Consider the following 23,611-nt stretch of genomic DNA (forward strand, 5'->3'; position numbering starts at 1 on the left):
AAAGGATAGATGACTATGACGTTTAACTTGGGTCGCTATACAGAACAACTGGCCGCGCTGGTGGCCGAACCTTCTGTGAGCTGCGCGGTGCCCGAATGGGATATGGGCAACCAGCCCGTGCTCGACCTGCTCGCCAGTTGGCTGGAGGAGCGCGGGTTCAGCGTAGAGATTTTGCCCTTGCCCGAGCAACCGGGCAAAGCCAATCTTATCGCCACACGTGGCACAGGGCCGGGCGGACTGGTGTTATCGGGACACAGCGATACGGTGCCTTACGACGAAAACCGTTGGCAGAGCGACCCCTTTAAGCTCACCGAGCGGGACGGCAAACTTTACGGCTTGGGCGCGACCGACATGAAGGGGTTTTTCCCTGCCGTGCTGGCCGCCATTGACCACTTTGCAGAGATACCTTTCCAGCAACCGCTGATTGTATTAGCCACCGCAGACGAAGAGAGCAGCATGAGCGGCGCACGCGCCCTGGCCGAACTGGGCCGACCCAAGGCGCGCTATGCGGTAATCGGCGAGCCCACCGAACTGGTGCCGATTCACATGCACAAGGGCATTATGATGGAAGCGGTGCGTGTACGAGGCGCCTCCGGCCATTCTTCCGATCCTTCTCTGGGTAACAATGCACTGGAAACCATGCACCAAGTGATCGGCGAACTACTTGGGTTACGCCAACAGTGGCAAGAGCGTTACCGGAATCCCGGTTTCAAGGTACAGGTGCCAACCATGAATCTCGGCTGTATCCACGGCGGAGACAGTCCCAACCGAATTTGCGCTCAATGCGAATTGCACTTCGATTTGCGCCCCCTGCCCGGCATGGATAACGACGAACTGCGCAAGACCATTCAAGATCGTTTAACGCCGCTGGCTGAGCGCTCAGGCACGGATATTGTATTTTCGTCACTTTTCCATGGCGTAGATTCTTTCGAGCAATCCCGAGACTGCGACCTAATCCGCACCTGCGAACAGTTGACCGGACACACGGCCGAGAGCGTTGCCTTTGCCACTGAAGCGCCGTTTCTTCAGTCCCTGGGAATGGAAACGGTCGTGCTCGGCCCAGGCTCAATCAACCAGGCGCACCAACCCGATGAATTTATCGATACCCGACAACTAGCGCCCGCTGTGGATACGCTGGTCGGCCTGATTCAAAAATTTTGCGTGAACCCGTAATGGGTTTGTGCGACTGCCGACTCATTACCAACACTAGTGACCCGCAACAATAAGCGCTAAGCTACGAAACTTTGCGCACTGACAGGAAATCACCGTGTCCAGTAACACTCACGATTACGTTAAGTGGTTCCGGCATTCATCGCCCTACATCAACGCCCATCGGGGCAAGACGTTTGTCTTGATGTTGCCTGGTGAAGGCCTGGAACACCCCAATTTCAGCAACATCATTTATGACATAGCGCTGCTCAGTAGTTTGGGTGTGCGCTTGGTGCTGGTACACGGTGCTCGGGCTCAGATAGACGCGCGTCTGACCGAAGCCAATACTCAGAGCGAGTTTCACCGTAATCTGCGGATTACGGACACGGCCAGTTTGCGCTGGGTCACCGAAGCCATAGGCGCGGCACGCACTCAGGTCGAAGCGGCGCTCTCCACCGGCCTGCCTAATTCCCCCATGCATGGCGCACGTATGCAGGTCACCAGCGGCAACTTCGTTGTCGCCATGCCGCACGGCGTCATTGATGGCGTTGATCTCCAGCACACCGGCAAGGTGCGGCGGGTCAATACGCGCTTTCTCAATACAGCACTGGATTCTGGCGCGGTGGTGCTGCTTTCTCCACTGGGTTACTCCACCACTGGCGAGGCCTTCAACTTGGCCTTCAGCGATGTGGCCACACATGTTGCCAGCGCTCTTAAGGCGGACAAATTACTCGCCTTTATAGAAGCTGATGGTATCAAGGATCAAGACCAGCAACTGGTGCGTCAGCTACCACTGAGGGCCTGCCAAACGTTTTTGCAGGAACAGGGAGCGACACTACCCGAAGATGCTCAGCAGGCCTTGTCAGCCTGTTATCAGTGCTGCCTGCAGGGCGTCCCCAGGGCACAGGTGGTGAGCTACAGCACCGACGGCGCCATGCTGAGCGAACTATTCACTCGGGATGGCCTGGGCACCATGGTGCATTCAGATAGCTACGAGCAGCTGCGAACGGCCACCATTGACGATGTGGGCGGCATTCTGGAACTTCTGGCACCGCTGGAAAATGAGGGAGTATTGGTGCGCCGCTCGAGAGAGCTGCTGGAAACGGAAATTCATCGATTCAACGTTCTGGAAAAGGACGGGGCGATTATCGCTTGTGCCGCCCTGTATCCATTTGGAGATGCGGCAGAGCTTGCGTGCATGGTGACTCACCCGGATTACCGCAAGAGTGGCCGGGCGTCGGCCCTGCTCGAACAGATGGAAAAATTAGCCCGTCAAAAAAACATCAAGCAGTTGTTTGTGCTTACCACTCAAACGGCGCATTGGTTTCTGGAGCAAGGCTTCGCGCCGTGTAAAGTTGGTGATCTGCCCATGGAGCGGCAAAGCTTGTACAACTATCAGCGCAACTCCAAAATATTTACCAAGTCGTTGAGCTGATGGGCCATTCGATGATCGAGCGCCCATAAAAAAACCAGCCGAGTGGCTGGTTTTTTTATGGGCTAAAGGTCAATTACTTAACCGGCAGGGCCAGCAGTGGGCTCTTCCGGGAAAGGGGTAACCTCAATCGGCTGCTGAGCGGCCTCATCTTCTCGCCTCTGACGCTCTTTACGCTCTTTTTCACGTTTCGCGTAATTAATCCATTGCTCAGCCGTCTCCTGGCTGCGTTTATCTTTTGCGGCCTGCTCGAGCGCTTCAATGGCTTCGTCGTATTGCTCCAGGCTAACGTGCGCCGTGCCAATACGTAGATACACTTGATCGCTACGGCTCACGCCCCGCTCCAGAGCCTCGTGGCCGGCGTCGATAGCATCCTGATAGCGCTCATTGATAGTGTAAATAGCCGACAAGCGAACGAACAAATCTCCTTTATCAGACTTGGCCGCCGCGCGCTCAATCTCAACCAGGGAGCGTCTGGATTCCCGGGCAAGACTCCAGGCGTTGGCCAACATTTCCAAGTTGTCCGCGGTGGGCTCGATGGTTTCGTCATCATAGATACCTTGGTGCAGTATCTTAGCCGCTTTGTATGGCACGTCGCGATCAAGGAACATCGCCGCTAAGGAGATTAACAATCTCTCCCGCTGGATCCCGCCCATCATGTACAACGCTTCCAAGGAGTGGAGGCGATCGTTCTCACGCTCCAGCAGACCGTACATACTCGACAACTGGTCCCAGTAAGACAACTTGGGATAGTGGCGTACCAGCTTTTTCAGAACGCCAAGCAAAGCTTCGTGATCTTCTTTCTCGAAGTACAGGGCCCGCTGCATAACCAACCAGTTTTCCTGCGGCACACGCCCACGCTCTTCCGCTTGGCGAACGGCTTCCTCAACATGCGCGATAGAGCGATCAAGATCGCCGAGCTGATAGAACAGAAACGACAGCATGTAATACTGCTCTGAGTCGATGCTGGTTACCATTTGGGCCCAGCGCCGATAAGACTCCAACGCTTCCTCAAAGCGCTCTTCCTGAGCGTAGAGCTGCCCCAGAGTTTGATGCGCATTGGCTTCAAGTCCGCTGGGAATTTGCGGACTTTGGGCCACGATTGCCTCGAAGCTTTCAATCAGGCGATCGGTCTGATCCCGCGCGAAATAGATTTGCGCCATGTACTGGTGTATTTGCGCCTTTTCAAAGGCGTTGTAGCGGTCCATATCTCGGGAGATACGCTGCATCAGCTCGGCAGCCCGATCAAGGTCAGGCTCGCGATCAGGAAACTCATCCGGATCGGGCTCCATATAGTTCTGAACTTCGGTCAGGCGCCGAATCAAGTCCTGGCTTACGCCTGGAATTCGCCGAGTAGCAGGCGGTTCCGTAGCCGGCCGGATTAACTCCTGAGCCTGAGCACTCCCGGCTTTCAGCCAGGTTTGTTCCGGCGCAACCACGCCAACCACGGAGGCCGCAACCACGGGCATAACCATCAAGGCAGACACAATCAGGCTTTGGCTCAGCGTACTGGAAATAAACGCTTTCACTTTATTCACTATCATCACTCCCAACCTAGTCAGCCAATTCAAATACAAACCTGTACGTCACACCAGGTACTTCGATCGGCTCACCGTCAATCACCCGCGGCCTAAACCGGAAACGCTCGGCCGCTCGCTCCGCTGCGCGATTAAAAATGGTGGTAGGACGGCCTTCAGTGTCTACCGCGTCGATGACTTCGATGTCCCGCGTGGCCCCGGCTGTGGTAACCGTAAAACGCACGGTTACGAAGCCTTCGATACCGCGCTGAGCGGCGCGCCTAGGGTACTCCGGAGCAATGGCCACAATTGGCATATACTCGCCGTCACCACTAAAACCACTGCCGCCAAGCTCAATACCGCTGTCCAGCGTAGGAGCATCCAGACTCAGGCCACCATCAGCGATGTCTGGAGAATCAAACTCAGGCTCGGGAATATCCGGCGGAGGGGTTTCCACGTCGTCCGGCCGATCTGGCCGCGGGGTCTCGTAACGAGTGTCGATGTCTGCCTGGGGCATGCTGATATCGGCAATCCTGCGGTGTTCACGCGGCTCATCCTCACCCAGATCCTGGTTGATCAAAGAGTGCATCAAAAACAGCAAACCGAAGGTAACGACTACCGCCAGCGCCCCACCTATACTTAATCTTGCAAAGTTCATAGCAGCCTATTTCTTTTCAGTGGAGACAGCAACGTTGGTGATACCCAGTTCTCTGGCAGACTCGGTAATACCCACAACCATTCGCATGTTGGCACCACTGTCAGCCTGGACTACCACTGTCCCTCTGGGGTTCTCTGCCTGAAGCCGTTCGATTTGCGCGCGAACACCACGAGGATCGATCTGTTGATTGTCGATCCATATTTCGTTGTTGGCATTCACGGCAACCAAAATGGCCGCATCCGGCTTTTCTTCCGCTGTAGTTGCTTCGGGTCGAGTTACCTCAATCCCGGTCTCTTTGATGAAAGTAGCAGTCACAATGAAGAAGATCAGCATGATAAACACCACATCAAGCATGGGCGTTAAGTCAATCGCCTGGGCTTCTTCTTCAGCTTTCTCGTTCTTCCTACTCATGGGAGATCTCTTCAATACCGGTTAATACTCGGATGTCGGCCTTAGTGATCCATAGTCATGTGATCGGCAAACAAATATTTCTCACGATCCGCGATCCGTGTCAGGTAGGTATTGGCGAACAGCCCGGACAGAGCCGCCACCATTCCAGCCATGGTCGGAATCGTTGCCATGGATACACCACTGGCCATCTGTTTGACATCACCACCACCCGTGAGTGCGAGGACGTTAAACACTTCGATCATGCCCGTTACAGTACCCAGCAGACCCAATAGAGGACACAGGCTCACCATAGTGGCGATCATCGCCATATTGGTGTCGATTTTCTCGGAAACACGAGAAATCAGGGCAGTACGTATTTTTTTAGCGTTCCATGACCGACGTTCCGACCGAGATTCCCAGGTGTCCAGAGCAGCCTGGACGTCACCTTTCAAACCACCTTTGAAATACCACACCCGCTCAAAAATCAGGGTCCACATGGCGAAGGTTAGGATGGCGATGAGCACAAGCACATCGCCTCCCTGGTTCAAAAAGGCTCTAATGGCTGCAAACGCTTCCATTATTGCCAGCATGGTTTATCTCCTACTTGCGTTCAGCGTTTTCGGCAATAATGCCAGCGGTCTGCTCGTCGAGAACATGAATGACGCGCTTCGCCCGGCCGTTAACGATGGTGTGCAGCAGTACCGTCGGGATAGCCACAACCAGACCCAAAACGGTCGTGATCAAGGCCGAGGAGATACCACCCGCCATGTTTTTCGGATCGCCGGCGCCGAAAATGGTAATCGCCTGGAAGGTCAGAATCATACCGACCACCGTACCCAACAGCCCCATCAAAGGCGCCACTGCGGCGATAATTTTCAGCAGAGACAAGCCGCTCTCAATAGCCGGACGCTCTTTCAGCACCGCCTCTTCAAGCTTCAGCTCCAGAGTTTCTGGATCAACATTCTTGTTCTCTTCCGCTACTTGCAGAACACGACCCAAGGGGTTGTTAGCATTTGGCGTAGAAGACTTCAGCTGTGCGGTTACTTTGCCGCTAACACCGAACAGGTAGATGATGCGCCACAGACCCAGCAGGAAGCCGAAGACACCCACTGCCGTGATCACATAACCCACGCCACCACCTTGGTGCCAACGCTCACCCCAAGTGGGGCTGTCGATCAGCGCCGCTAGCAGCGAACCACCAGTAGGACCAGTGGGGTCAATACCCACTTGAACCAATCCAGACTCAGCATTTTGCAGTCTGGCTGCAGAGGAACGAACAGCACCCGCAGGCTGACGTGGCAGCTCTTCGATTCGGCCGGAAGCTGGGTTGTAAGTCAGGTATTTACCTTCGGAAACCAAGTTGTAGGCACCGATACGCACGACATCCTGAGTTACACGCTGACCATCGGGCTTGCTCACCTCGGCAGGGAAAACCACAACGCGACCGGTCTCAACCATTTCCCGCTGCATTTCGAACCACAAACGCTCGATTTCAGCGATGCTGGGCAAGCGGGTGTTGCTGTTCATCTTATCGATCAGCTCGTTAAGAAACTCACCACGACCAGGAATCTGTGCACTCACCAAGGAGCCGTACAGAGTTTCCCGCAAGTCACCAGCGGTGGAGGTCAAGTGACCAAACAGCTCACGCAGAGAACCGAGACGCTCATTGCGCTGATCCATCTTGGCACGCACTTCCCGCTCTTGCTCTTCGTAGGTCTGCTCCAAACGCTCGGAGCGACGCTCTTCTGAGTCGCGTGTAGCGCGAGCTTCGCGCAGCAATTCAGCACGATTCTCTCTCTCTTGACGGAAACGGGCTTCGCGTTGGCGATGTTCTTGAGTTTCCGCGATTCTGGACTCACGAACCATTTCCAGAAGCTCGTCCAAGGTGGCGGCTTGATCAGCCATAGCCACATTGGCGCTCAAACTTGCTGCCAGGGCTACCAGACAGCCTTTTACAAACGTCATCTTCATCGTGCTGCCTCCGGAGCCTGAACGGGTAACATCATAATGTCCTGAGTCGCCTGATCACGGGCAATACGCAGACCTTTCAGGATGGGGTTGCGATAGGATCTATCCAGCTCCACCCAAGCCTGTTGCTCGGAGTCCCAGGCGCCTTGGCGCTCAGTATCAGTGGTTTGATACATCAGAGAAACGCGACCGACTTGCAGGATGTTCACTTCCCGCTCTTGTCCGTCCACTTCCAGGGAGGCGCGGTAGGTATCCAGGTACCGACCGTAGTTCATTTCAATTCTGTAGGCTTCAAGAACCTGGCGGAATTTCTCGGCTACGGAGATATCGGCACGGTCTTGGTTGTCGCGCAGCATGCGCAGACGGGCACGACGCTCTTCAACACGGAAGGGCTTATCCAGCTCTACGAACTGCTCCAGACCGTCCAGCATCTTCAGTACCAGCGGCTGAATCTGCCGTTCAATAACTGTCACCTGCTCAATGGACTCATCCAATTCTTCCATCACTCTCAGCTGAGCAGCGATTTGCCTCTCCAGCTGGCTGTTGTAGGTGCGCAGACCTTCAATTTCTCTGTTCACAACATTGAACTGCTGCAACAGATCATCGGTTTCCTGTGCTAACCGGTCAATCCGCTGCTGAGACTCTTGACCCATAGCGGTCTTGGTTTGACCGACCTGGAGAATAGCGTCCAGGGTTTGATCTGCCACGGCTGCACTACCCATTAGCGCGCCGGCAGAAAGCACAGTGGACAGAGCCACGGCTTTCAATCGCTGCTTTTTCATATATCCCCCAACTCGGGTGCTTGCAATCAGATGAGTTTGCGACAGACAGCTGCCACACACACGTTATCCACATAGCCTCTAGGAGGCAGCTAAGAACGCAGCATTGTAATAAGAGCGCCAGCTTACATTCAATGCTTTATGTAAAAGCCTTTTTATGTGGGTATATCGGTATCATTTAGGTAACAGTCGTACCGACTAAAAGCCCAAACAAGGTAACACCCGCTCATTTAATAGCCAATTCGGCATTTATTTCCCCTCTTCCCGTTTCCCCATCCGCTCGTAAACACAAAACGAATGTACGATCGGGGCACTACTCTCTCCCGGGGTTTCCGAGACCAGTCGCCATTCACTCGCTGGCAGCTCGGGAAAATAGGCGTCACCCTCGAGCTCTATGTCCACCTTGGTCAAATACACCCTTTGAGCCAGAGCCAGGCTGTTACGATAAATCTCACCGCCGCCCATCACCATAACCTCGCCCTCAGCCTCGCCCTTGGCGGATAGGGCCAAGCGAGCGGCATCCAGAGCCTCATGCAAACTTCCAGCGCGGGTCATTCCTGTGGGGGGGCGCCAATCGGACTGGCGTGTCACGACAATGTTTTCTCGCCCCGGGAGGGGCCGTCCAATGGATTCGTACGTCTTCCGCCCCATGATCACCGGCTTTCCCAAGGTTACTGATTTGAAATACTTCAGGTCTTGAGGCAGATGCCAGGGCAGTTTGTTATTTCGGCCGATCACGCCATTTCGCGCGGCGGCAGCTATTAAGGCCACAATCATGGTCGTTTGTTCCATCTCAAACAGCAATTGGAGCAACGATGCGCGGATGAGGCTCGTAGCCGCGAAATTCGAAGTCTTCCAACTGGTAGTCAAACAGGCTGGAGGGGCGACGGCCGATCACGAGCTGAGGCAGAGGCCTAGGCTCGCGCTTCAATTGCTCGAAAACAATGTCGTCCGTTAAATGGTTATGGTACAAGTGGCAGTCCCCAAACGTATGCACAAAGTCGCCCACTTCAAGGTCGCACTGCTGGGCAATCATGTGGGTCAGTAATGCATAGCTGGCAATATTAAACGGCACCCCTAAAAATAAGTCGGCACTGCGCTGATAGAGCTGGCATGACAGACGGCCTTCAGCCACATAGAACTGGAACAGCGTGTGGCAAGCCGCGAGCGCCATGCGGCCGCGAGCGACGTTTTCCTGCGGACTGAGGCTTTCATCGGGAAGATCAGCCGGATTCCACGCGCTTACAATTAAGCGCCGGGAGTTGGGCTGGGTTTTGATTTGCTCCACCACCTGAGCAATCTGATCGATGGTATCGCCGTTGGGGCATGCCCAGCTTCGCCATTGCTTGCCGTATACGGGCCCCAATTCTCCCTCAGCGGTAGCCCATTCGTTCCAGATTCTGCAACCCCGCTCTTGCAACCAGTGCACATCGGTGCGCCCCTGCAAAAACCACAGCAGCTCCACAATAATACTTTTCAAGTGCACCGTTTTGGTGGTCACCAAAGGAAACCCCTGGCTCAAATCGAAGCGCAGCTGACGCCCGAAGACCGAGCGAGTGCCCGTACCCGTACGGTCCCCACGGTCGAGGCCGTTATCGACGACATCCTGCAACAAGGCTAGGTATTGCTTCATAACTGACTCTTACTTTTATATACGGTTATTCAGGGGTTGCGGCGCTTAATACGGCCCCGCCACGCATAGCCCAAAAAGCCCACGCCCAGCAGCACTAAAGGCACGGACAGCAGCTGTCCGCGGGTAACCCATCCGAAAAGATCGAACTGAATATGTTCATCGGGCGCTCGGTAAAACTCCGTAAAGATTCGGAACAAGCCGTAGCCCAGCAGGAAGAGCCCCGTCACCGCACCTCTCGGGCGCGGCTTCATGGAGAACCAGTACACAAGAGCAAATAACAATACGCCTTCTGTGGCGGCTTGATACAGCTGGGATGGATGGCGCTCCAAGCCAGTGGGGTCCTTGGGGAATACCATGGCCCACGGTACATCGGTGGTGCGCCCCCAGAGCTCGCCACCGATAAAATTGCCCAGTCGGCCAAACCCCAACCCCAAAGGCACCAAAGGAGCTATGAAGTCGGTAACTGCAATAAAAGGCTGGCGTATCCGGCGCGCGTAGAGCCAAACCGCCAGCGTGACGCCGAGCAAGCCACCGTGGAACGACATGCCCCCTTCCCAAATGCGGAACAGCCACAGAGGATCGCTGAGCCAATAATCGAAATGGTAAAAAAACACATAGCCCGCGCGCCCGCCGAGAATGACACCGAAGGCACAGTAGGTAACCAGGTTCTCTACTTGGTGGCGATTGATAACCGAGTGAGGCGCCTTGGCTCGATGCATGGCCAGCAGCCATGCGCTCGCAAAGGCAAACAGGTACATGAGACCGTACCAATGAATCGCCAGGGGTCCAATTTCCAGGGCCACCGGATCAATGTCCGGATAGCTCAATTCCAGCATGCTCATAGGCAGTTTCCGAAGTACAGGAAAAACAAAGCCGCTCATGGTACACCACCAGGAGCGGTTAGGGTCGGCTCTCGCGAAGCCTACTTAATCCGTCGTTAGGGGCCGGATCAGCCGGGTAGCCCCATGGTCGCGCAGGGCGCGGTCAACCCGCTGCTGAATTTGATCGGCATCCGACATAACCATGACCTCTTCCAGCAAGGCCTTGGCTTGGTCCAACGTCAGGTTTCGGATAACCGATTTCACTTTAGGCAAGTTGGTGGCGTTCATGGACAGGACGTCATAGCCCATGGCCATGAGCAGTATCGCCGCGCCCGGGTCTCCGGCCAGCTCGCCGCAAATACCCACACTGACGCCCTCGCTGTGCCCATCCATAACCACGTTATACAGCGCGCGCAATACGGCCGGATGAAACGCCTGGTAGATATCCGCCACCCGGGCATTGTTACGGTCCACGGCGAGCAGGTATTGGGTAAGGTCATTACTACCCACGGACAAAAAGTCTACGCGGGCCGCCAAATCCCGAGCCTGGTAAACCGCCGAGGGCACCTCAATCATGACGCCAATGGGCGGCAGCTTCACGTCGAAGCCCTCTTCGAGCAGCTCGTTAAATGCTCGATAAATCAGCACCTTGGCTGCCTCTAGCTCCGGCACACCGGTAATCATAGGCAACAGGATGCGCAAATTGTCCAAGCCTTCACTGGCTTTCATCATGGCGCGAATCTGAGCCAGAAAAATTTCCGGGTGGTCCAACGTTACACGGATCCCGCGCCACCCCAGAAACGGGTTGGCCTCTTCAATGGGAAAATAGGGCAACGACTTGTCCCCACCGATGTCCAGCGTGCGCATGGTCACCGTATGCGGCGAGAAGGCCGCCAGCTGCTCGTGATAAATATTGCGCTGCTCCTCCTCACTGGGGAACCGATCCCGCAGTAGAAAAGGTACTTCTGTGCGATACAGCCCTACGCCCTCAGCGCCACGCTCCAGCGAACGCACCACGTCGGCCATCAGGCCGGTATTCACCCACAAGGGCAAACGGTAGTGGTCCAACGTTTCGCAGGGCAGGTCTTTTAGCGCTTCAAGCCCTTTAACCAGCTCCTGCTCTTCCTGGTAGATGGCCTTGTAGTGTTTGCGCAATTCCAAACCGGGATCGCTGTAAACGACCCCTTTATAGCCATCCACGATGATTGGGCGGCCATCCATCTGAGTAAAAGGCAGATCCACCGCGGCCATGACCGTGGGTATATCCATGGCGCGCGCCAAAATGGCCACGTGGGAGTTGCTGGAGCCTTGAACCGAAACCAAACCCGCCAGCTTGTCTTTGGGGATTTCACCCAGCATGGAGGCCGTTAACTCCTCCCCCACCAGGACGGTTTTGTCCGGGTAGACTTGAGACTTTTGATTGGACTCCTGCAGGTAAGCCAGTACGCGGCGCCCCAGATCGCGCAAATCAGTGGCCCGCTCGCGCAGATAGGCGTCGTTCATACTGTTGAAGGTGCGCTCGTGCTCCAGTATGACTTCACTCCAGGCATAGGGCGCCGAGGCGCCCTGCCGAATTCGTTCGCTCACTTCCGAGCCCAGGGAGGCATCATTCAGCATCGCCAGATAGGCATCGAACAGCGCCTGCTCCTCCCGGTTGAGGCGAGACTTTAGCTGCTCACCCAGGGACTTAATGTCATCCCGAACCGCGGCCAGGCATTTTTGGAAGAAGGCCAGTTCGGCCTCAATATCGGCACACGGCTTGAAGGGAACTGAGCGCAAATCCGCCGGCGGGGCGATCACCAGGGCCTCACCCAGGGCAATCCCCGGAGCGCCAGACACCCCTAAGAACTTGGCCTGAGCGGCCTTTTCGCCTACCGGAAGCATGACACCGGTGGCCTCGGCGTGGGCAATCACACCGGCTAACTGGGCCGACATGGTGACCAGGAAGGCCTCGTCGCCCTCATCGAATCGACGCCGCTCAACCTGCTGCACCACCAGTACCCCCAACACTTTGCGGTGGTGAATAATGGGGACACCCAAAAAGGAGCTGTAACGCTCCTCGCCGGTTTCGGGGAAGTACTGGTAACTGGGGTGGGTTTCGGCTTGCTCGAGGTTGATGGGCTCCTCGCGGGTAACCACCCGGCCCACCAAGCCCTCATCGGCGCTGAGGCGAACTTTGCCCACCGCGTCGGGATTCAGCCCGTCGGTGGCCATCAGTACGTAATCACCTTTGGGCCCGCGCAGGTAAACGGAGCACACCTCGGTGAGCATGGCGGTTTTCACCCGGGATACGATGATCGCCAAGGCCGTGGTTAGATCCCTGGCAGCGTTGACCTCCTGGACAATATTGCGCAACGAATTCAGCATGCGGGAACCGTCGACTGGGGTCCGGACGCCTCCAGCTGGCTATGGCAGGGGGCAAGTTCTTTCAGGGCTCGACGATAAACATCGCGCTTGAACGCTACCACTTTACCCAGAGGAAACCAGTAATTGACCCAGCACCAGTCGTCAAACTCTGCGCGGCCGCCATTCTCAAGGCATACCTGGCTATCATCCGCGCGCAAGCGCAGCAAAAACCATTTTTGCTTTTGACCGACACACAAGGGCTGGGAGTTATGGCGCACAAGCCTGCTGGGAAGACGGTAGCGCAGCCAGCCGCGCGTGCAGGCAAGAATCTCTACATCTTCTCGCTGTAGACCAACCTCTTCGTACAATTCCCGGTACAGAGCTTGTTCGGGGCTTTCCCCGGGGTGAATGCCACCTTGGGGAAACTGCCAGGCGTCCTGTCCGCCTACGCGTCTTGCCCAGAGCAGTCGTCCCTGGTCATTGGTCAGTATGATCCCCACATTGGGGCGGAAACCATCGGCGTCTATCACGGTGGGCGGCCTGTCCATTTTGATCGTTATAAGAATGCATCTAGCCCGGATACTGGCTACCTGCCCCGCCACAGGCGCGCACCCGGTGCGCGCCCCTCGCGCCGAAGCCCCTTTGGGGCCAGGCGAGCCGTCCGGCGCATAATCTGGGCTAACGGCAAATTGGTCCCTATTGTTCCACAAATCAACTACCTACAGCAATTGCGGTAGTTGAGCGCCGGGCGCCAAGCGGCTATGCTTTCGACTCGCCCTACCACTGACTTTTTACAGATTCCGCAGGTATCCTTTGACCCTCGCCATTTTTGATCTCGATAACACCCTCATTGCCGGAGACAGCGATCACAGCTGGGGCGAGTTTCTGGTCCACAAACAATTGGTGGATGCCGATGAATATCGGCGCCAGAACGACCGCTTCTATCACGAATACCAGGCGGGCAGCCTGGACATCGACGCTTATCTGAACTTCGCGTTGCGGCCTCTGACTCAACATCATCCGGAGCGTCTCGCGGAGCTGCAACAGGAGTTTATGCTGGAGTGGATCGAGCCACTGCTGCTCACGCGCGCGCAAATTCTTCTGGACCAGCACCGCCAGAAGGGCGACTTCCTGTTGATTATTACCGCTACCAATAGCTTTATTACCCGTCCTATCGCCGAACGCTTGGGCGTCGACGACCTACTGGCCACTGAACCCGAGTGTGTGGACGGCCGCTATACCGGGCGTGTAGCTGGAACCCCTTGTTTCCGAGAAGGAAAGGTGACGCGCCTCCAGCAATGGCTAATCGAACACCCCTATTCCCTTAAAAGCAGCTATTTTTACAGTGACTCTAATAACGATCTACCCTTACTGGAGCAAGTGAGCCACCCGGTAGTGGTGGACCCAGACCCGCACCTGCACGCCGTCGCCAAGGAACGCAATTGGCCGGTGATTAGCCTGAGAGATTAACAGTGACCAAATTGTCCCGGCCTCGACAATTCTTGTATTTGTGCCTCGCCTTGGTGGTGGCGCTTGGGACAGGGTGCGAGCGAAAAAGCCCCGATCCGGACCCGGCTGAGATTCCCACCCTTGAGCCCGTAGGACCGTTGGGTGCTATAGATCCACTTCAAGAGACGGCAACTCTTGCCATCTGGAACCGGGGGAGCACACTACTCGAACAGGCTCTGGTGAGCAGGGAGGATCTACACCAATCCTTAGAAAGCTTGCTGGAAAACCCCACCGAGGAAACCCTAAATGACGCACAAGAGGCTTGGCGTGGCAGCCACGCGGACTGGCACCGCCTTGACCCTTTGCTCGCCTTAGCGGACAGTAATCCCGGGCTGTTTCCCAGACTTCAGCGCAGAATTTTCAATATTGATGCGCACCCTTTGCAGCCCGGATACATCGATTATGTGGAAGCCTACCCCTACAGCGGCATAGTAAATGACATCAGTCTGACCATTAACGCCAGCACACTGCGCGCCCAACATGGTTTGACCGACGCTGGTGACGTTGCCCTTGGGTTTCATGCTCTGGAGTTTTTGTTGTGGGGGGAACATGGCCAACGTGACGCTAATGATTTCACCGTAACCCGAGAGACAACGTCCGAGCAGCGCAGCGCCGGCTTTAATATTGCCGACCTCCCCAACAATCGTCGGCGAGACATGCTGCTGCTTCTGAGTCACCTGCTCAGAGACGACCTGAATGGTCTAACTTCGCGCTGGCAGGACCGGGACGGTTGGCTGCACGGGACCTATCATCAGTTGCACCCGGCCGCTCGGGCGCAGCTGTGGAAGAACGCATCCCAGCACTACCTTGAGCAAGCTCAGCAGCACGTGCACAACCTCAATCGCGATTCTGGGCACAGCCCTTTTGCGGCACACACACTGGCGAGCCTTGCCGCAGGCTTGATTGAGCTGAAAACCCTGTTGAGTGAGGAGGAAACTTCTCTCCTGCCCTGGTTCTCTGATGCGGAGTTTGCGCAACAATGGCTGGAGGCGCTTTCGGCCACGATCATACTGATCGAAGCTAACATCAACGCCGAACGTGAGCTTTCTGAGGAAGTCCATAAGCAACTGCTGGAGGCGCTGGGCGACCTGTCAGATCAGTATGCTGCCGCGCAAGAGGAAGTTTTGTAAGCTTCCGAACTGCCTGTCCACGCTCATAATTAACGTTTAGACATTGCTATTGGATATGTCGAATAATGCGCCTCAACGTCGCCCCTGGGCACAAAGCAAAAAAATAACGTAGTATTGCCCTTGAGCAGAGCATAGTGATTGCTCGACCGTGACTAAAGTTAATGTTCAAAGGAGTCAGAGATGATCAATAAAAATGCACTTACCGGTCTGAAGGTGTTCGGCCTCGTAGCAGTTTTTGCACTGGCAAGTGGTTGCGCGACTAACGCCTCAGTAGAAGACGTTGAGCGAGCCCAGTCCGATGCTCAAGAAGCGCTCGACATCGCCCGGGAAGCTCAACGCACCGCTCAGGAAGCCCTTGAAGCGGCTACCTCGGCACAAAGCGCCGCGGACGACGCAAAAGCATGTTGCGAAGAGCAACGGCAGAGGCTGGACCGCGCTCAGGAGCGCAATCAGCGTAAATAGCGTCTGAGCAGCGGAATGATGACATTCCGCTCACCACCGCCTTCCGGCTTTCGGACGGCGGTGGGCTTAATCTAGATAGCTGACCACCGCCGGTATGCCATCAGCGCGCCGAAACACTTCTGTCACGCGATTCCAGTCTATCCCGCCCTTAAGTTCATCACCCCGGGCATCCAACAGCTTGATGATCCGGCGCACCAAGCGCTGCTCTTGGTCTGTGTTAGTTTCTCCGTCCGGATACACCACCGGATGCACTTCAACCATCAATTCACCGTCCAGAATCCCCACCTTGTAGGGCTGGTCAATGATGGTGACCGGCGTTTGCAAAGGCGCCTTTTTGACCAGCGCTTCAATGTGTTCAGGATACAGGCGTATGCATCCCTGACTCACCCGCATCCCGATTCCATCGGGGCGGTTAGTGCCGTGAATCAAGTAGCCGGGGATATCCAACATAATGGCGTACTCACCCAGAGGATTGTCAGGGCCAGGAGGTACCTTTAACGGCAAGTCGACGCCCCGCGAGGCAAAGTCGGCCCGAATGTTGGCGGTAGGGTACCAAGCCGGATTTTGCATTTTCATCACGATGCGACTGCGCCCAGTGGGCGTCTGTCGGTCCTCTCGGCCAATGCCCATGGGATAGGTGGTGACCAACGGCTCGCCAGTGCTCGGATCCGAATGGAAGTAATACAGCCGCTTCTCACTGCGATTGAGCACGATACCGTCTCGCGGCGCGTCAGGCAGGATAAACTGGGAGGGTATGACAATAGGGTTATCTTCCCCGGGCAACCAAATGTCCGTGTCCGGATTGGCCAGGCGCATCTCGCGATAGCCCATACTGTGCTCCCGCGCGATATCCATCAGGGTGTCACTGTCTCGAGATTTAACGATGTTGACCTCACCAACGACATCCGCCTGGGCAGACGACAAAGTGTAGGTGTGCGCCTCCACCAATCCGGCACAGCATAAAAACAGCATCACCAGACCAACTCTGACCCACACCCGGTTGACCGTTACACTTGGACAGGACTGCCACTGAAACAAATTACTACTCCTAACTAATTACGCTCGCACTTAAACATACTGGCCGGCGCAATAACCACTCGCCCAAGCCCATTGGAAATTGTAGCCCCCCAACCAGCCCGTTACATCCAGCACCTCGCCAACAAAGTACAGACCTGGAACTGATTTGGCTTCAAAGGTTTTTGAAGAAACTCCATCAGTATTCACACCACCGCGGGTAACTTCGGCCGTGCGATACCCTTCGGTGCCGTTGGGCACACAGCGCCAATGCTGAAAACAAAGCACCAGCGCATCCAGCTCCGTGTTGCGATACTGTGCCACAGGTTTATCGGCAAGCGCAGACAATTCCGGGTGAGCGTCCAACCAAGCGGCCACAAAACGTCCCGGCAAATAGCGGGACAGCAGTGTCTTTAAACCGGCTTTCGCGCCCGAACTGCGCCATTCGTCCAGCAAATACCGGAGTGATTCGCCGGGCAAAAAATCCACCTCAATGGCCTCGCCCGGGCTCCAATAATTGGAGATTTGCAGCATGGCCGGCCCGCTTAAACCTTTATGAGTAAACAGCATCGCTTCGACAAAACTTTGCCCCTGACAAGAGACCCGGACGGGAGCCGACACGCCGGCCAGCTCCTGAGCCACCCGCAACCAGCGGCCTTTAAGAGTGAACGGTACTAGCGCCGCCTGGCGCGGAGTCACTTTAAGCGCGAATTGCTTGGCCAGATCATAGCCAAAGCCAGTTGCGCCCATGGTGGGAATGGACAAGCCCCCCGTGGCCACCACTAACGACTCACAATCAACAAGGCCAGCATCCAGAGTTAACCGAAACCGGGCTTGCACACCTGCGGGAAGCGGCTCCACTTTATGCACGGGGCTGTTGGTGCGGATCTCTACCTGTCCCAGCTCGCACTCGGCTAACAGCAAGTTGAGAATGTCTCTGGATTTATGATCACAAAACAACTGGCCGAGTGTCTTTTCGTGATACGGCAGTTGGTATTTGTGCACCAACTCCAGAAAATCGTCCGGGGTAAAGCGGCGCAAAGCAGAAATGCAGAAGTGAGCATTCTCAGAGCGGTAATGACGAGGCTCCACTTCGTAATTGGTAAAGTTACAGCGACCACCGCCGGACATAAGGATCTTCTTGCCGACTTTCTTTGTGTGCTCCAGCACCAATACGCGCCGGCCTCGCTGCCCGGCGGTGGCGGCACACATTAGCCCCGCTGCGCCGCCGCCTATGACCACGCAATCAAACTTCTCAACCGCTTGCGCCTCAGCCACAGAGCGTCTCTCCCGTAAACCACTAACCATGACCCCGAGGGCCGATTCGGGGCCAGCATACACCAGAAGTCATCCTAATCGACACCGAACGTCTTCTGTGCAACCTCTTGTTTCATCCCCCCAATAAATAAGGTATAAGGACGCCATGAAAACACCCCCACGCATCCAACCCCTGGTCGACGACGGCCTGGTTGACGAAGTACTCCACCGCCTAATGAGCGGCAAGGAGGCGGACATCTTTGTGGTGCGCTGTGGCGCGGAGATTCGCTGCGCCAAAGTGTACAAGCAGGCTCACCAGCGCAGCTTCAAAAAGGCCGCCCAATACCGGGAGGGCCGAAAGGAGCGCAACACCCGCCGCGCCCGCGCCATGACCAAAGGCTCAAAATTCGGCCGAGGGCAACAGGAAGAGGTGTGGCAGAACGCCGAAGTGGATGCACTTTATCGTTTGGCGCGGGCTGGGGTACGCGTGCCCCAACCGTACGGCTGCTTTGACGGCGTTCTGCTCATGGAGCTGGTCACCGACGACGAGGGTGAGGTAGCGCCGCGTCTGGCCGATGTGCACCTGAGCCACGAGCAGGCGCTGGAAGATCATCAGCAGATGATGGAATACATCGTACGTATGCTCGACGCCGGGCTGATCCACGGCGACCTTTCAGAGTTCAACGTCCTGGTAGATCCCTACGGGCCTGTGATCATCGACTTGCCCCAAGCGGTGGATGCCGCCGCCAACAACAATGCCCAGTTCATGCTTGCCCGGGACGTGAACAATATGCGCGACTACTACGGCCAGTACGCGCCAGAGTTGCTCCACACCCGCTACGCCGATGAAATCTGGGCCCTCTATGAAGAAGGGGAGTTGGATACCGCACTGACAGGGGAGTTCGAGGACCCGGAACAGGAAGCGGACGTGGACTCGGTAATGGCGGAAATCAAAGCCGCGCTTGAGGAAGAGCAGGAGCGTCAGGAGCGGATGCGCGCTGATGACGAAGAGCCCTAAGCGCCGCCTCCCCCCGGCTATTACCTGCTATCCGGCCCGTGACTCATCCGAGTCTCGCACCATCGCAGCAATTTCGTCTTCCAGTGGGTCCCGCCCCTCAGGCCGCTTGCCGAAAACGCGATCAATGGCGGCATCGTGCTGCACTCTGGCTCGGACATAAAACAGATACCAAAGACCTGCCAGGAGCGCGAGTCCCAAAGCAAACAAAAATGGCTCCCAACCCAGCTCGATCAACAACACCAAACAAATGAGGATACCGCCAACTTGCACCCAGGGATAAAGTGGCGAACGAAAGCCTGGCTGATACGCTTTAATACCACTTGAACGCATTATGATGACGGCGGCATTAAGCAGGATAAATAAAATCAACTGCGTCGCACTGCCCATTTTGGCCAGATCTTCCACGGGCAGAAAAATGATCATCAGAACAATAATCGCGGCGGACAAAATCACAGCTCGAGTGGGCGTCTGGAAGCGTCCGATCTTGGCGAGGGGTTTTGGGAATACATGATCCCGTGCAAGAGCAACGGGATAACGGGCCGACGACAACAATCCAGCGTTTGCTGTGGACACAAAAGCCGCAATGGCCGCGACCATGATCAACATAAAACCCAGCGACCAGGGGAGCCAGCCCATCACCTCATCGGCTGCTGTGGCCACTGGCGTGTTGTCCTCGGACAAGATCTCTGGATCCACCACCGCCACCATCACGTAGATGCCCAACATATAGATCAAGGTTGTGCTGCCCAATGCCAAGAACATGCCCAGGGGAATGTTTCGGCTCGGGCGCTCAACCTCTTCCGCCAGAGTCGCCACTTTGGTAAGCCCCAAATACGAAATGAAAACAAACGCCGTGGTGCTCAAAGTACCGTGGATACCAAAAGGCATAAACGGAGAAAATTTCTGCTGGTGAACACCCACCATTCCCAAGTCTACAACCCGATAGAATCCCTGCACTACAAACAAACCCAGAATAGCCAGTAGAGAAATCACCAGTATTTTTTGAAATCCCAATGCCTCCTTGACGCCAAAAATATTCAGACCGGTGAAAAAGATTGCCAGTGCTACGGCAAGGGTTTGAATAGGCACATCCGCCAGCAACGTGAGGTAAGCGCCAATACCCACCAACGTAAATGCGGTTTTGAAGTTCAGCGCGATCCAAGTGGTCAGCCCACCCACCGTGCCCGCAAACGGGCCTAGACTGCGCTCAATAAACAGATACCCGCCACCGGCCTTGGGCATGCCTGAGCACAACTCCGCCATACTGATCACGGACGGTATAATGAGCAGGCCGGCCAGGAAATACGCCAGGATAACCGCCGGCCCTGCCTGCGCCGCCGCCAAGCCCGGCAATAGAAAAAAACCAGAACTGAACATGGCACCCGTGCAGATAACGTAAACGTCAAACAGCCCGAGATGTCGCTGCAGCTTCTGCATAGTTCGACCACTCCCTAATTCGCAAAGAACCCACTGGGGACCCTATTACAACCACTAGGAAATGGCTACAGCAACCAAGGTTCAGGGTGAGTTAAGAATGATAAACCCGCGCCAACACCGCTTTGAGATAATCGGTTTCGGGAATGGCAGGGTGAATAGGGTGATCCGGGGACTGACCACCGCGCGCCAGAATTTGAGCTTGACGGTCCAAATGACGGCTAGAAGCGCGGACGATCTCTTGCAGACTGTCGCGCCCCAAGTGCATGGAGCAGGAGGCAGACAGCAACAGGCCATCGCGGCCCAGCAGGCGTATGCCCAGTTCGTTGATGTGCCGGTAAGCGCCCTCACCGGCTTTTTGATCCTTCCGGCGTTTAATGAAGGCGGGCGGATCCAGGATGACCACATCGTAGCGTTCATCCGCGGCGTGCAGCTCCTTCAGCACGTCCACCGCTTTGCCCTGGAGCGTGGACAAGCGCTCTCCCACATCATTGAGTCGGGCATTTTCCTCAGCCCACTCCAACGCCTGGCCGGATACATCCACGCACGTTACGGAAGAAGCACCCGCGCTTGCCATTTGCACGCCCCAGCCCCCCAAGTAGGAAAACACATCCAACACTCGCTTGCCCGCAACACAGTGACGTAAACGAGCGCGGTTATCCCGGTGATCGTAAAACCAACCGGTTTTCTGCCCCTCCCCAAGGGGTACGCGGAAGCGGGTATCGTTTTCAATCAGCTCCACTTGGTCCGGAATCTCGCCCACGCTTTCCGCATAAGAGCTCAGCCCCTCCAGGTCACGCGCGCCATGGTCGTTGCTGAGCAGAATACCTTTGGGCTGCAATACCTGTTGCAGAGCGGTGACTATCTCCTCCTTCAAGGCTTCCATACCGGCGCTGGCAATTTGCACCACCAAGTAGTCCCCAAAACGGTCCACGACCAGCCCGGGCAGCCAGTCGGAATCTCCGTACACCAATCGATAATAGGGCTGCGGGTAGAATAACTGGCGCAGACTCAGCGCCTGCTTGAATCGATGCACCAGGAGGGACTTGTTCATCACCAAGTGCTCATCCCGGCTGACCAGGCGGCCGCAAATCAAGCCGTTGGGATTGATGAACGCCAACCCCAAACATTTGCCTTTGTTGTTCTCAACCCGCACTTGCTGCCCCGCTTCAAACGATTTTAGGGGCGATGCCACGACATCCACTTCATTACTGTATATCCAAAGGTGGCCGAGCTTGAGCCGGCGGTCGGCACCTGGCTTCAATTTCAAAGTGGGCGTCATGGGTTTCTCCGATAATCATTCAGATGCGCACGGCGAACGCCGCGCGCGGGAGAGGAGTATATCAGTTAGCGCGAACGCGAGAGCTGGAGGGTGTCCTTCCGTCCGAATTTTTCTAGATCCTCCTCGGTAGCGTCATCCCGACACTCACCGCGCATCCAAAGTACGTTGGTTGAAATACGCCGATCCAGCTCAAAATAGCCATCCCGGCAGTAACCGGTGGTGTCGAGCGCGCGCTGAGTGAAGGCTTGAAGACGGCGGTAAGTGCGCACATCACCCCGCTCCCGAGGGCCCTCCACCTGGCGATCAGGGCGCGGGCGATACACCTGGGCACGATGAGCATCCCCGGCGGTCAGATCCTCCATGCGGTACACAAACAGCTTGCTGCCATTGGGTCGAATTTCTACCTCAAGCACTTCGCTCATAGAACTGTGGTGACGATCCACAGCATTGCACCCAGCCAGAATCCCAGCGGCGACCAGTGCAACCCCCACAGCGTTTTTTACTCGCCCCATGCATGTATCCTCTTTGCAGCTTTCGGGACTGCGCCCCGCTAAAGATAAACCTTGCCACGCCGACAACTGAGTATAAGCCCTGGAGTCGCCGATGAGCACACAGCCATAACCCTAAAACATTTTGGCGCTTCAGACCATTCATCACACTATAGGCAGCACCCCGAATGCGCTCGGCACCTGTGAAACGCACAAGCCGCTGGCTCCGGCGGGCCTTGTTGGCCAGTACTGTTCTGGCCACGAGCCTGACTGCACCGCTTGCCTTGGCTGGTCCCAGCTCTCACATGGGCCCTCACGCTCAAGCGTTAAGCGACCGCAGCGGTACTCGATCCGAAACCTCAACCCAGCCCCATGATGCGATCCGAGACGCCCTGTGCCCAAACCTGAATTACCGGAAAAATGTGTTGATCACCCAGTTTTCACGTCGAGAGCTGGCCTCTTCTAATGCCGGCAATTTGTATCAGGTCGAGGAGCTCCTACCCCGGTTGATCGGCGAGCGCCTTAATGAACACCCGGCTATTGCCCACACTCGACTGCTCGGTGCCAGCCTGCCAGACAGCCGCTCGGTCTCCGAGCCGCGCCTGGCCCAACAAGTTCGCGAGCTGGCCCGGACACAAGGCGCTCAATTGGTGCTCAGTGGGGAAGTGATCGACATGTCCATGATGAGACAGCGAGACAGCTACAACCCCACCCTAACCAATCGCGCTCGCAACAGCATGGCCACGGCCCTACACATTTCTAGCCTGGATAGCCGGCAACGGGACTTTGTTTTTCAACTTACCTTGCGTGACGGCGTTACCGGCGAAGCAGTGGCGCAGAAGAAATACCATGGCCAGGGCGTGTGGGCTCCAGGGCGTCCGCATCAAGTGGGCTTTGGCTCACCCCGCTTTTGGCGCACGGATTATGGTCAAAAAATCTCCGAGCTGCTGGACTTGGCCAGCGCCGAACTGGCCGAAGAGGTCAGCTGCCAACCGCTGGTGGCCAGCTTGGATTTGAAAGGCGGATCGGGGAGCGTGATTCTGCACAGTGGGACCGATCAGGGACTGAACGCCGGCGACACACTCCGCCTCTACCAAGTGGTAGTAAGATCTATTCCCGGTGCCTTTCAGGTTTACCGTACGCACTTGGTGGACAGCCAGATTGATGTGGAAGTTCGGGAGTTGCACGGCACTTATAGTGTGGGGCAATTGAGTAGCGATCTCGACTCCCGCCATGGCCGCTACGTCGCTCTATCGGCCAACACAGGTAAAGAGCTGCAGGTCAGCTTACTCCCAACATACCCTTAACCCGCTCTGACCTGACT

23 protein-coding genes are annotated in these 23,611 nt (G+C 56.1%); 7 read left to right on the top strand and 16 right to left on the bottom strand.

What is annotated here, in order from left to right:
* The first annotated feature begins 15 nt into the window (after window positions 1-15).
* Together argE and argA are read left to right on the top strand one after the other, a co-directional pair.
* Entirely contained in the window at window positions 16-1,173 is a 1,158-nt protein-coding gene (argE, locus tag RBH33_RS07485) for an acetylornithine deacetylase (protein ID WP_306731535.1), read from the top strand.
* Window positions 1,174-1,267: 94 nt separating this feature from the next.
* Window positions 1,268-2,584: an amino-acid N-acetyltransferase gene (gene argA / locus RBH33_RS07490; protein ID WP_306731536.1), complete on the top strand. Its 1,317-nt coding sequence runs from the start codon at window positions 1,268-1,270 to the stop codon at window positions 2,582-2,584.
* A 77-nt stretch (window positions 2,585-2,661) separates the two neighbouring features.
* On the opposite strand, the gene RBH33_RS07495 is transcribed toward argA, so the two are convergent.
* The 11 genes from RBH33_RS07495 to RBH33_RS07545 all read right to left on the bottom strand — a co-directional run bounded on the left by RBH33_RS07495 (window position 2,662) and on the right by RBH33_RS07545 (window position 13,223).
* Window positions 2,662-4,119 (bottom strand): tetratricopeptide repeat protein, encoded by a 1,458-nt coding sequence (locus tag RBH33_RS07495; RefSeq protein ID WP_306731537.1) that lies wholly within the window; start codon window positions 4,117-4,119, stop codon window positions 2,662-2,664.
* Window positions 4,120-4,135: 16 nt separating this feature from the next.
* Complete coding sequence (locus RBH33_RS07500; protein WP_306731538.1) at window positions 4,136-4,756, bottom strand: energy transducer TonB; 621 nt, start codon at window positions 4,754-4,756, stop codon at window positions 4,136-4,138.
* A 6-nt stretch (window positions 4,757-4,762) separates the two neighbouring features.
* Complete coding sequence (locus RBH33_RS07505) at window positions 4,763-5,167, bottom strand: ExbD/TolR family protein (protein WP_306731539.1); 405 nt, start codon at window positions 5,165-5,167, stop codon at window positions 4,763-4,765.
* A gap of 41 nt (window positions 5,168-5,208) precedes the next feature.
* Complete coding sequence (locus tag RBH33_RS07510) at window positions 5,209-5,736, bottom strand: MotA/TolQ/ExbB proton channel family protein (RefSeq protein ID WP_306731540.1); 528 nt, start codon at window positions 5,734-5,736, stop codon at window positions 5,209-5,211.
* 10 nt (window positions 5,737-5,746) lie between these two features.
* Entirely contained in the window at window positions 5,747-7,117 is a 1,371-nt protein-coding gene (locus tag RBH33_RS07515) for a MotA/TolQ/ExbB proton channel family protein (protein WP_306731541.1), read from the bottom strand.
* Window positions 7,114-7,896, bottom strand: a complete 783-nt coding sequence (locus RBH33_RS07520; protein ID WP_306731542.1) for a DUF3450 domain-containing protein — start codon at window positions 7,894-7,896, stop codon at window positions 7,114-7,116. Before RBH33_RS07520 ends, RBH33_RS07515 begins: the two co-directional genes overlap by 4 nt.
* A gap of 246 nt (window positions 7,897-8,142) precedes the next feature.
* A complete protein-coding gene (locus tag RBH33_RS07525; protein ID WP_306731543.1) occupies window positions 8,143-8,685 on the bottom strand; it encodes a dihydrofolate reductase in 543 nt (180 codons plus the stop codon).
* Between the two features lies 1 nt (window position 8,686).
* Complete coding sequence (locus RBH33_RS07530; RefSeq protein WP_306731544.1) at window positions 8,687-9,526, bottom strand: thymidylate synthase; 840 nt, start codon at window positions 9,524-9,526, stop codon at window positions 8,687-8,689.
* A 29-nt stretch (window positions 9,527-9,555) separates the two neighbouring features.
* Entirely contained in the window at window positions 9,556-10,368 is an 813-nt protein-coding gene (gene lgt, locus RBH33_RS07535; protein ID WP_306731545.1) for a prolipoprotein diacylglyceryl transferase, read from the bottom strand.
* An 84-nt stretch (window positions 10,369-10,452) separates the two neighbouring features.
* Window positions 10,453-12,714, bottom strand: coding sequence for a phosphoenolpyruvate--protein phosphotransferase (ptsP, locus tag RBH33_RS07540; protein ID WP_306731546.1), 2,262 nt, complete (start codon window positions 12,712-12,714; stop codon window positions 10,453-10,455).
* Entirely contained in the window at window positions 12,708-13,223 is a 516-nt protein-coding gene (locus RBH33_RS07545; RefSeq protein WP_306731751.1) for an RNA pyrophosphohydrolase, read from the bottom strand. The genes ptsP and RBH33_RS07545 overlap by 7 nt, the downstream gene beginning before the upstream one ends.
* 283 nt (window positions 13,224-13,506) lie before the next feature.
* Here RBH33_RS07545 and RBH33_RS07550 point away from each other — a divergent pair, with 283 nt between their 5' ends.
* The 3 genes from RBH33_RS07550 (at window position 13,507) to RBH33_RS07560 (ending at window position 15,794) form a co-directional block, all read left to right on the top strand.
* Window positions 13,507-14,163 (top strand): histidinol-phosphatase, encoded by a 657-nt coding sequence (locus tag RBH33_RS07550; RefSeq protein ID WP_306731547.1) that lies wholly within the window; start codon window positions 13,507-13,509, stop codon window positions 14,161-14,163.
* A 2-nt stretch (window positions 14,164-14,165) separates the two neighbouring features.
* Window positions 14,166-15,332 carry an imelysin family protein gene (locus RBH33_RS07555; RefSeq protein WP_306731548.1) on the top strand — a complete coding sequence of 389 codons (1,167 nt, stop codon included), beginning with the start codon at window positions 14,166-14,168 and terminating at the stop codon, window positions 15,330-15,332.
* A gap of 180 nt (window positions 15,333-15,512) precedes the next feature.
* Entirely contained in the window at window positions 15,513-15,794 is a 282-nt protein-coding gene (locus RBH33_RS07560) for an Lpp/OprI family alanine-zipper lipoprotein (RefSeq protein WP_306731549.1), read from the top strand.
* Between the two features lie 66 nt (window positions 15,795-15,860).
* Here RBH33_RS07560 and RBH33_RS07565 read toward each other — a convergent pair whose 3' ends face one another.
* Together RBH33_RS07565 and RBH33_RS07570 are read right to left on the bottom strand one after the other, a co-directional pair.
* Entirely contained in the window at window positions 15,861-16,832 is a 972-nt protein-coding gene (locus tag RBH33_RS07565; protein ID WP_306731550.1) for a L,D-transpeptidase family protein, read from the bottom strand.
* Between the two features lie 30 nt (window positions 16,833-16,862).
* Window positions 16,863-18,086: a BaiN/RdsA family NAD(P)/FAD-dependent oxidoreductase gene (locus tag RBH33_RS07570; RefSeq protein WP_373568239.1), complete on the bottom strand. Its 1,224-nt coding sequence runs from the start codon at window positions 18,084-18,086 to the stop codon at window positions 16,863-16,865.
* A gap of 145 nt (window positions 18,087-18,231) precedes the next feature.
* Between RBH33_RS07570 and RBH33_RS07575 the strand changes: the two genes are divergently transcribed.
* A complete protein-coding gene (locus RBH33_RS07575) occupies window positions 18,232-19,083 on the top strand; it encodes a PA4780 family RIO1-like protein kinase (protein ID WP_306731551.1) in 852 nt (283 codons plus the stop codon).
* Window positions 19,084-19,110: 27 nt separating this feature from the next.
* On the opposite strand, the gene RBH33_RS07580 is transcribed toward RBH33_RS07575, so the two are convergent.
* From RBH33_RS07580 to RBH33_RS07590, 3 genes are all read right to left on the bottom strand, one after another.
* Entirely contained in the window at window positions 19,111-20,520 is a 1,410-nt protein-coding gene (locus tag RBH33_RS07580) for an APC family permease (RefSeq protein WP_306731552.1), read from the bottom strand.
* Between the two features lie 91 nt (window positions 20,521-20,611).
* A complete protein-coding gene (locus tag RBH33_RS07585) occupies window positions 20,612-21,799 on the bottom strand; it encodes a class I SAM-dependent rRNA methyltransferase (protein ID WP_306731553.1) in 1,188 nt (395 codons plus the stop codon).
* Window positions 21,800-21,864: 65 nt separating this feature from the next.
* Window positions 21,865-22,311: a hypothetical protein gene (locus tag RBH33_RS07590; RefSeq protein ID WP_306731554.1), complete on the bottom strand. Its 447-nt coding sequence runs from the start codon at window positions 22,309-22,311 to the stop codon at window positions 21,865-21,867.
* Window positions 22,312-22,490: 179 nt separating this feature from the next.
* Here RBH33_RS07590 and RBH33_RS07595 point away from each other — a divergent pair, with 179 nt between their 5' ends.
* On the top strand, window positions 22,491-23,594 hold the full coding sequence (locus RBH33_RS07595) for a flagella assembly protein FlgT middle domain-containing protein (protein ID WP_306731555.1): 1,104 nt from the start codon (window positions 22,491-22,493) through the stop codon (window positions 23,592-23,594).
* The last annotated feature ends 17 nt before the right edge of the window (window positions 23,595-23,611 follow it).

This window comes from Marinimicrobium hydrolyticum (assembly GCF_030848505.1).
Classification (GTDB): Bacteria; Pseudomonadota; Gammaproteobacteria; order Pseudomonadales; family Cellvibrionaceae; genus JAVDDU01.

Excerpts from the sequence above, each read along its gene's own strand:
- argE (WP_306731535.1), top strand. The coding sequence starts at position 16 with ATGACGTTTAACTTGGGTCGCTATACAGAACAACTGGCCGCGCTGGTG.
- RBH33_RS07500 (WP_306731538.1), bottom strand. The coding sequence starts at position 4,756 with ATGAACTTTGCAAGATTAAGTATAGGTGGGGCGCTGGCGGTAGTCGTT.
- RBH33_RS07505 (WP_306731539.1), bottom strand. The coding sequence starts at position 5,167 with ATGAGTAGGAAGAACGAGAAAGCTGAAGAAGAAGCCCAGGCGATTGAC.
- RBH33_RS07510 (WP_306731540.1), bottom strand. The coding sequence starts at position 5,736 with ATGCTGGCAATAATGGAAGCGTTTGCAGCCATTAGAGCCTTTTTGAAC.
- RBH33_RS07515 (WP_306731541.1), bottom strand. The coding sequence starts at position 7,117 with ATGAAGATGACGTTTGTAAAAGGCTGTCTGGTAGCCCTGGCAGCAAGT.
- RBH33_RS07520 (WP_306731542.1), bottom strand. The coding sequence starts at position 7,896 with ATGAAAAAGCAGCGATTGAAAGCCGTGGCTCTGTCCACTGTGCTTTCT.
- RBH33_RS07525 (WP_306731543.1), bottom strand. The coding sequence starts at position 8,685 with ATGGAACAAACGACCATGATTGTGGCCTTAATAGCTGCCGCCGCGCGA.
- RBH33_RS07530 (WP_306731544.1), bottom strand. The coding sequence starts at position 9,526 with ATGAAGCAATACCTAGCCTTGTTGCAGGATGTCGTCGATAACGGCCTC.
- lgt (WP_306731545.1), bottom strand. The coding sequence starts at position 10,368 with ATGAGCATGCTGGAATTGAGCTATCCGGACATTGATCCGGTGGCCCTG.
- ptsP (WP_306731546.1), bottom strand. The coding sequence starts at position 12,714 with ATGCTGAATTCGTTGCGCAATATTGTCCAGGAGGTCAACGCTGCCAGG.
- RBH33_RS07560 (WP_306731549.1), top strand. The coding sequence starts at position 15,513 with ATGATCAATAAAAATGCACTTACCGGTCTGAAGGTGTTCGGCCTCGTA.
- RBH33_RS07575 (WP_306731551.1), top strand. The coding sequence starts at position 18,232 with ATGAAAACACCCCCACGCATCCAACCCCTGGTCGACGACGGCCTGGTT.
- RBH33_RS07580 (WP_306731552.1), bottom strand. The coding sequence starts at position 20,520 with ATGCAGAAGCTGCAGCGACATCTCGGGCTGTTTGACGTTTACGTTATC.
- RBH33_RS07585 (WP_306731553.1), bottom strand. The coding sequence starts at position 21,799 with ATGACGCCCACTTTGAAATTGAAGCCAGGTGCCGACCGCCGGCTCAAG.
- RBH33_RS07590 (WP_306731554.1), bottom strand. The coding sequence starts at position 22,311 with ATGGGGCGAGTAAAAAACGCTGTGGGGGTTGCACTGGTCGCCGCTGGG.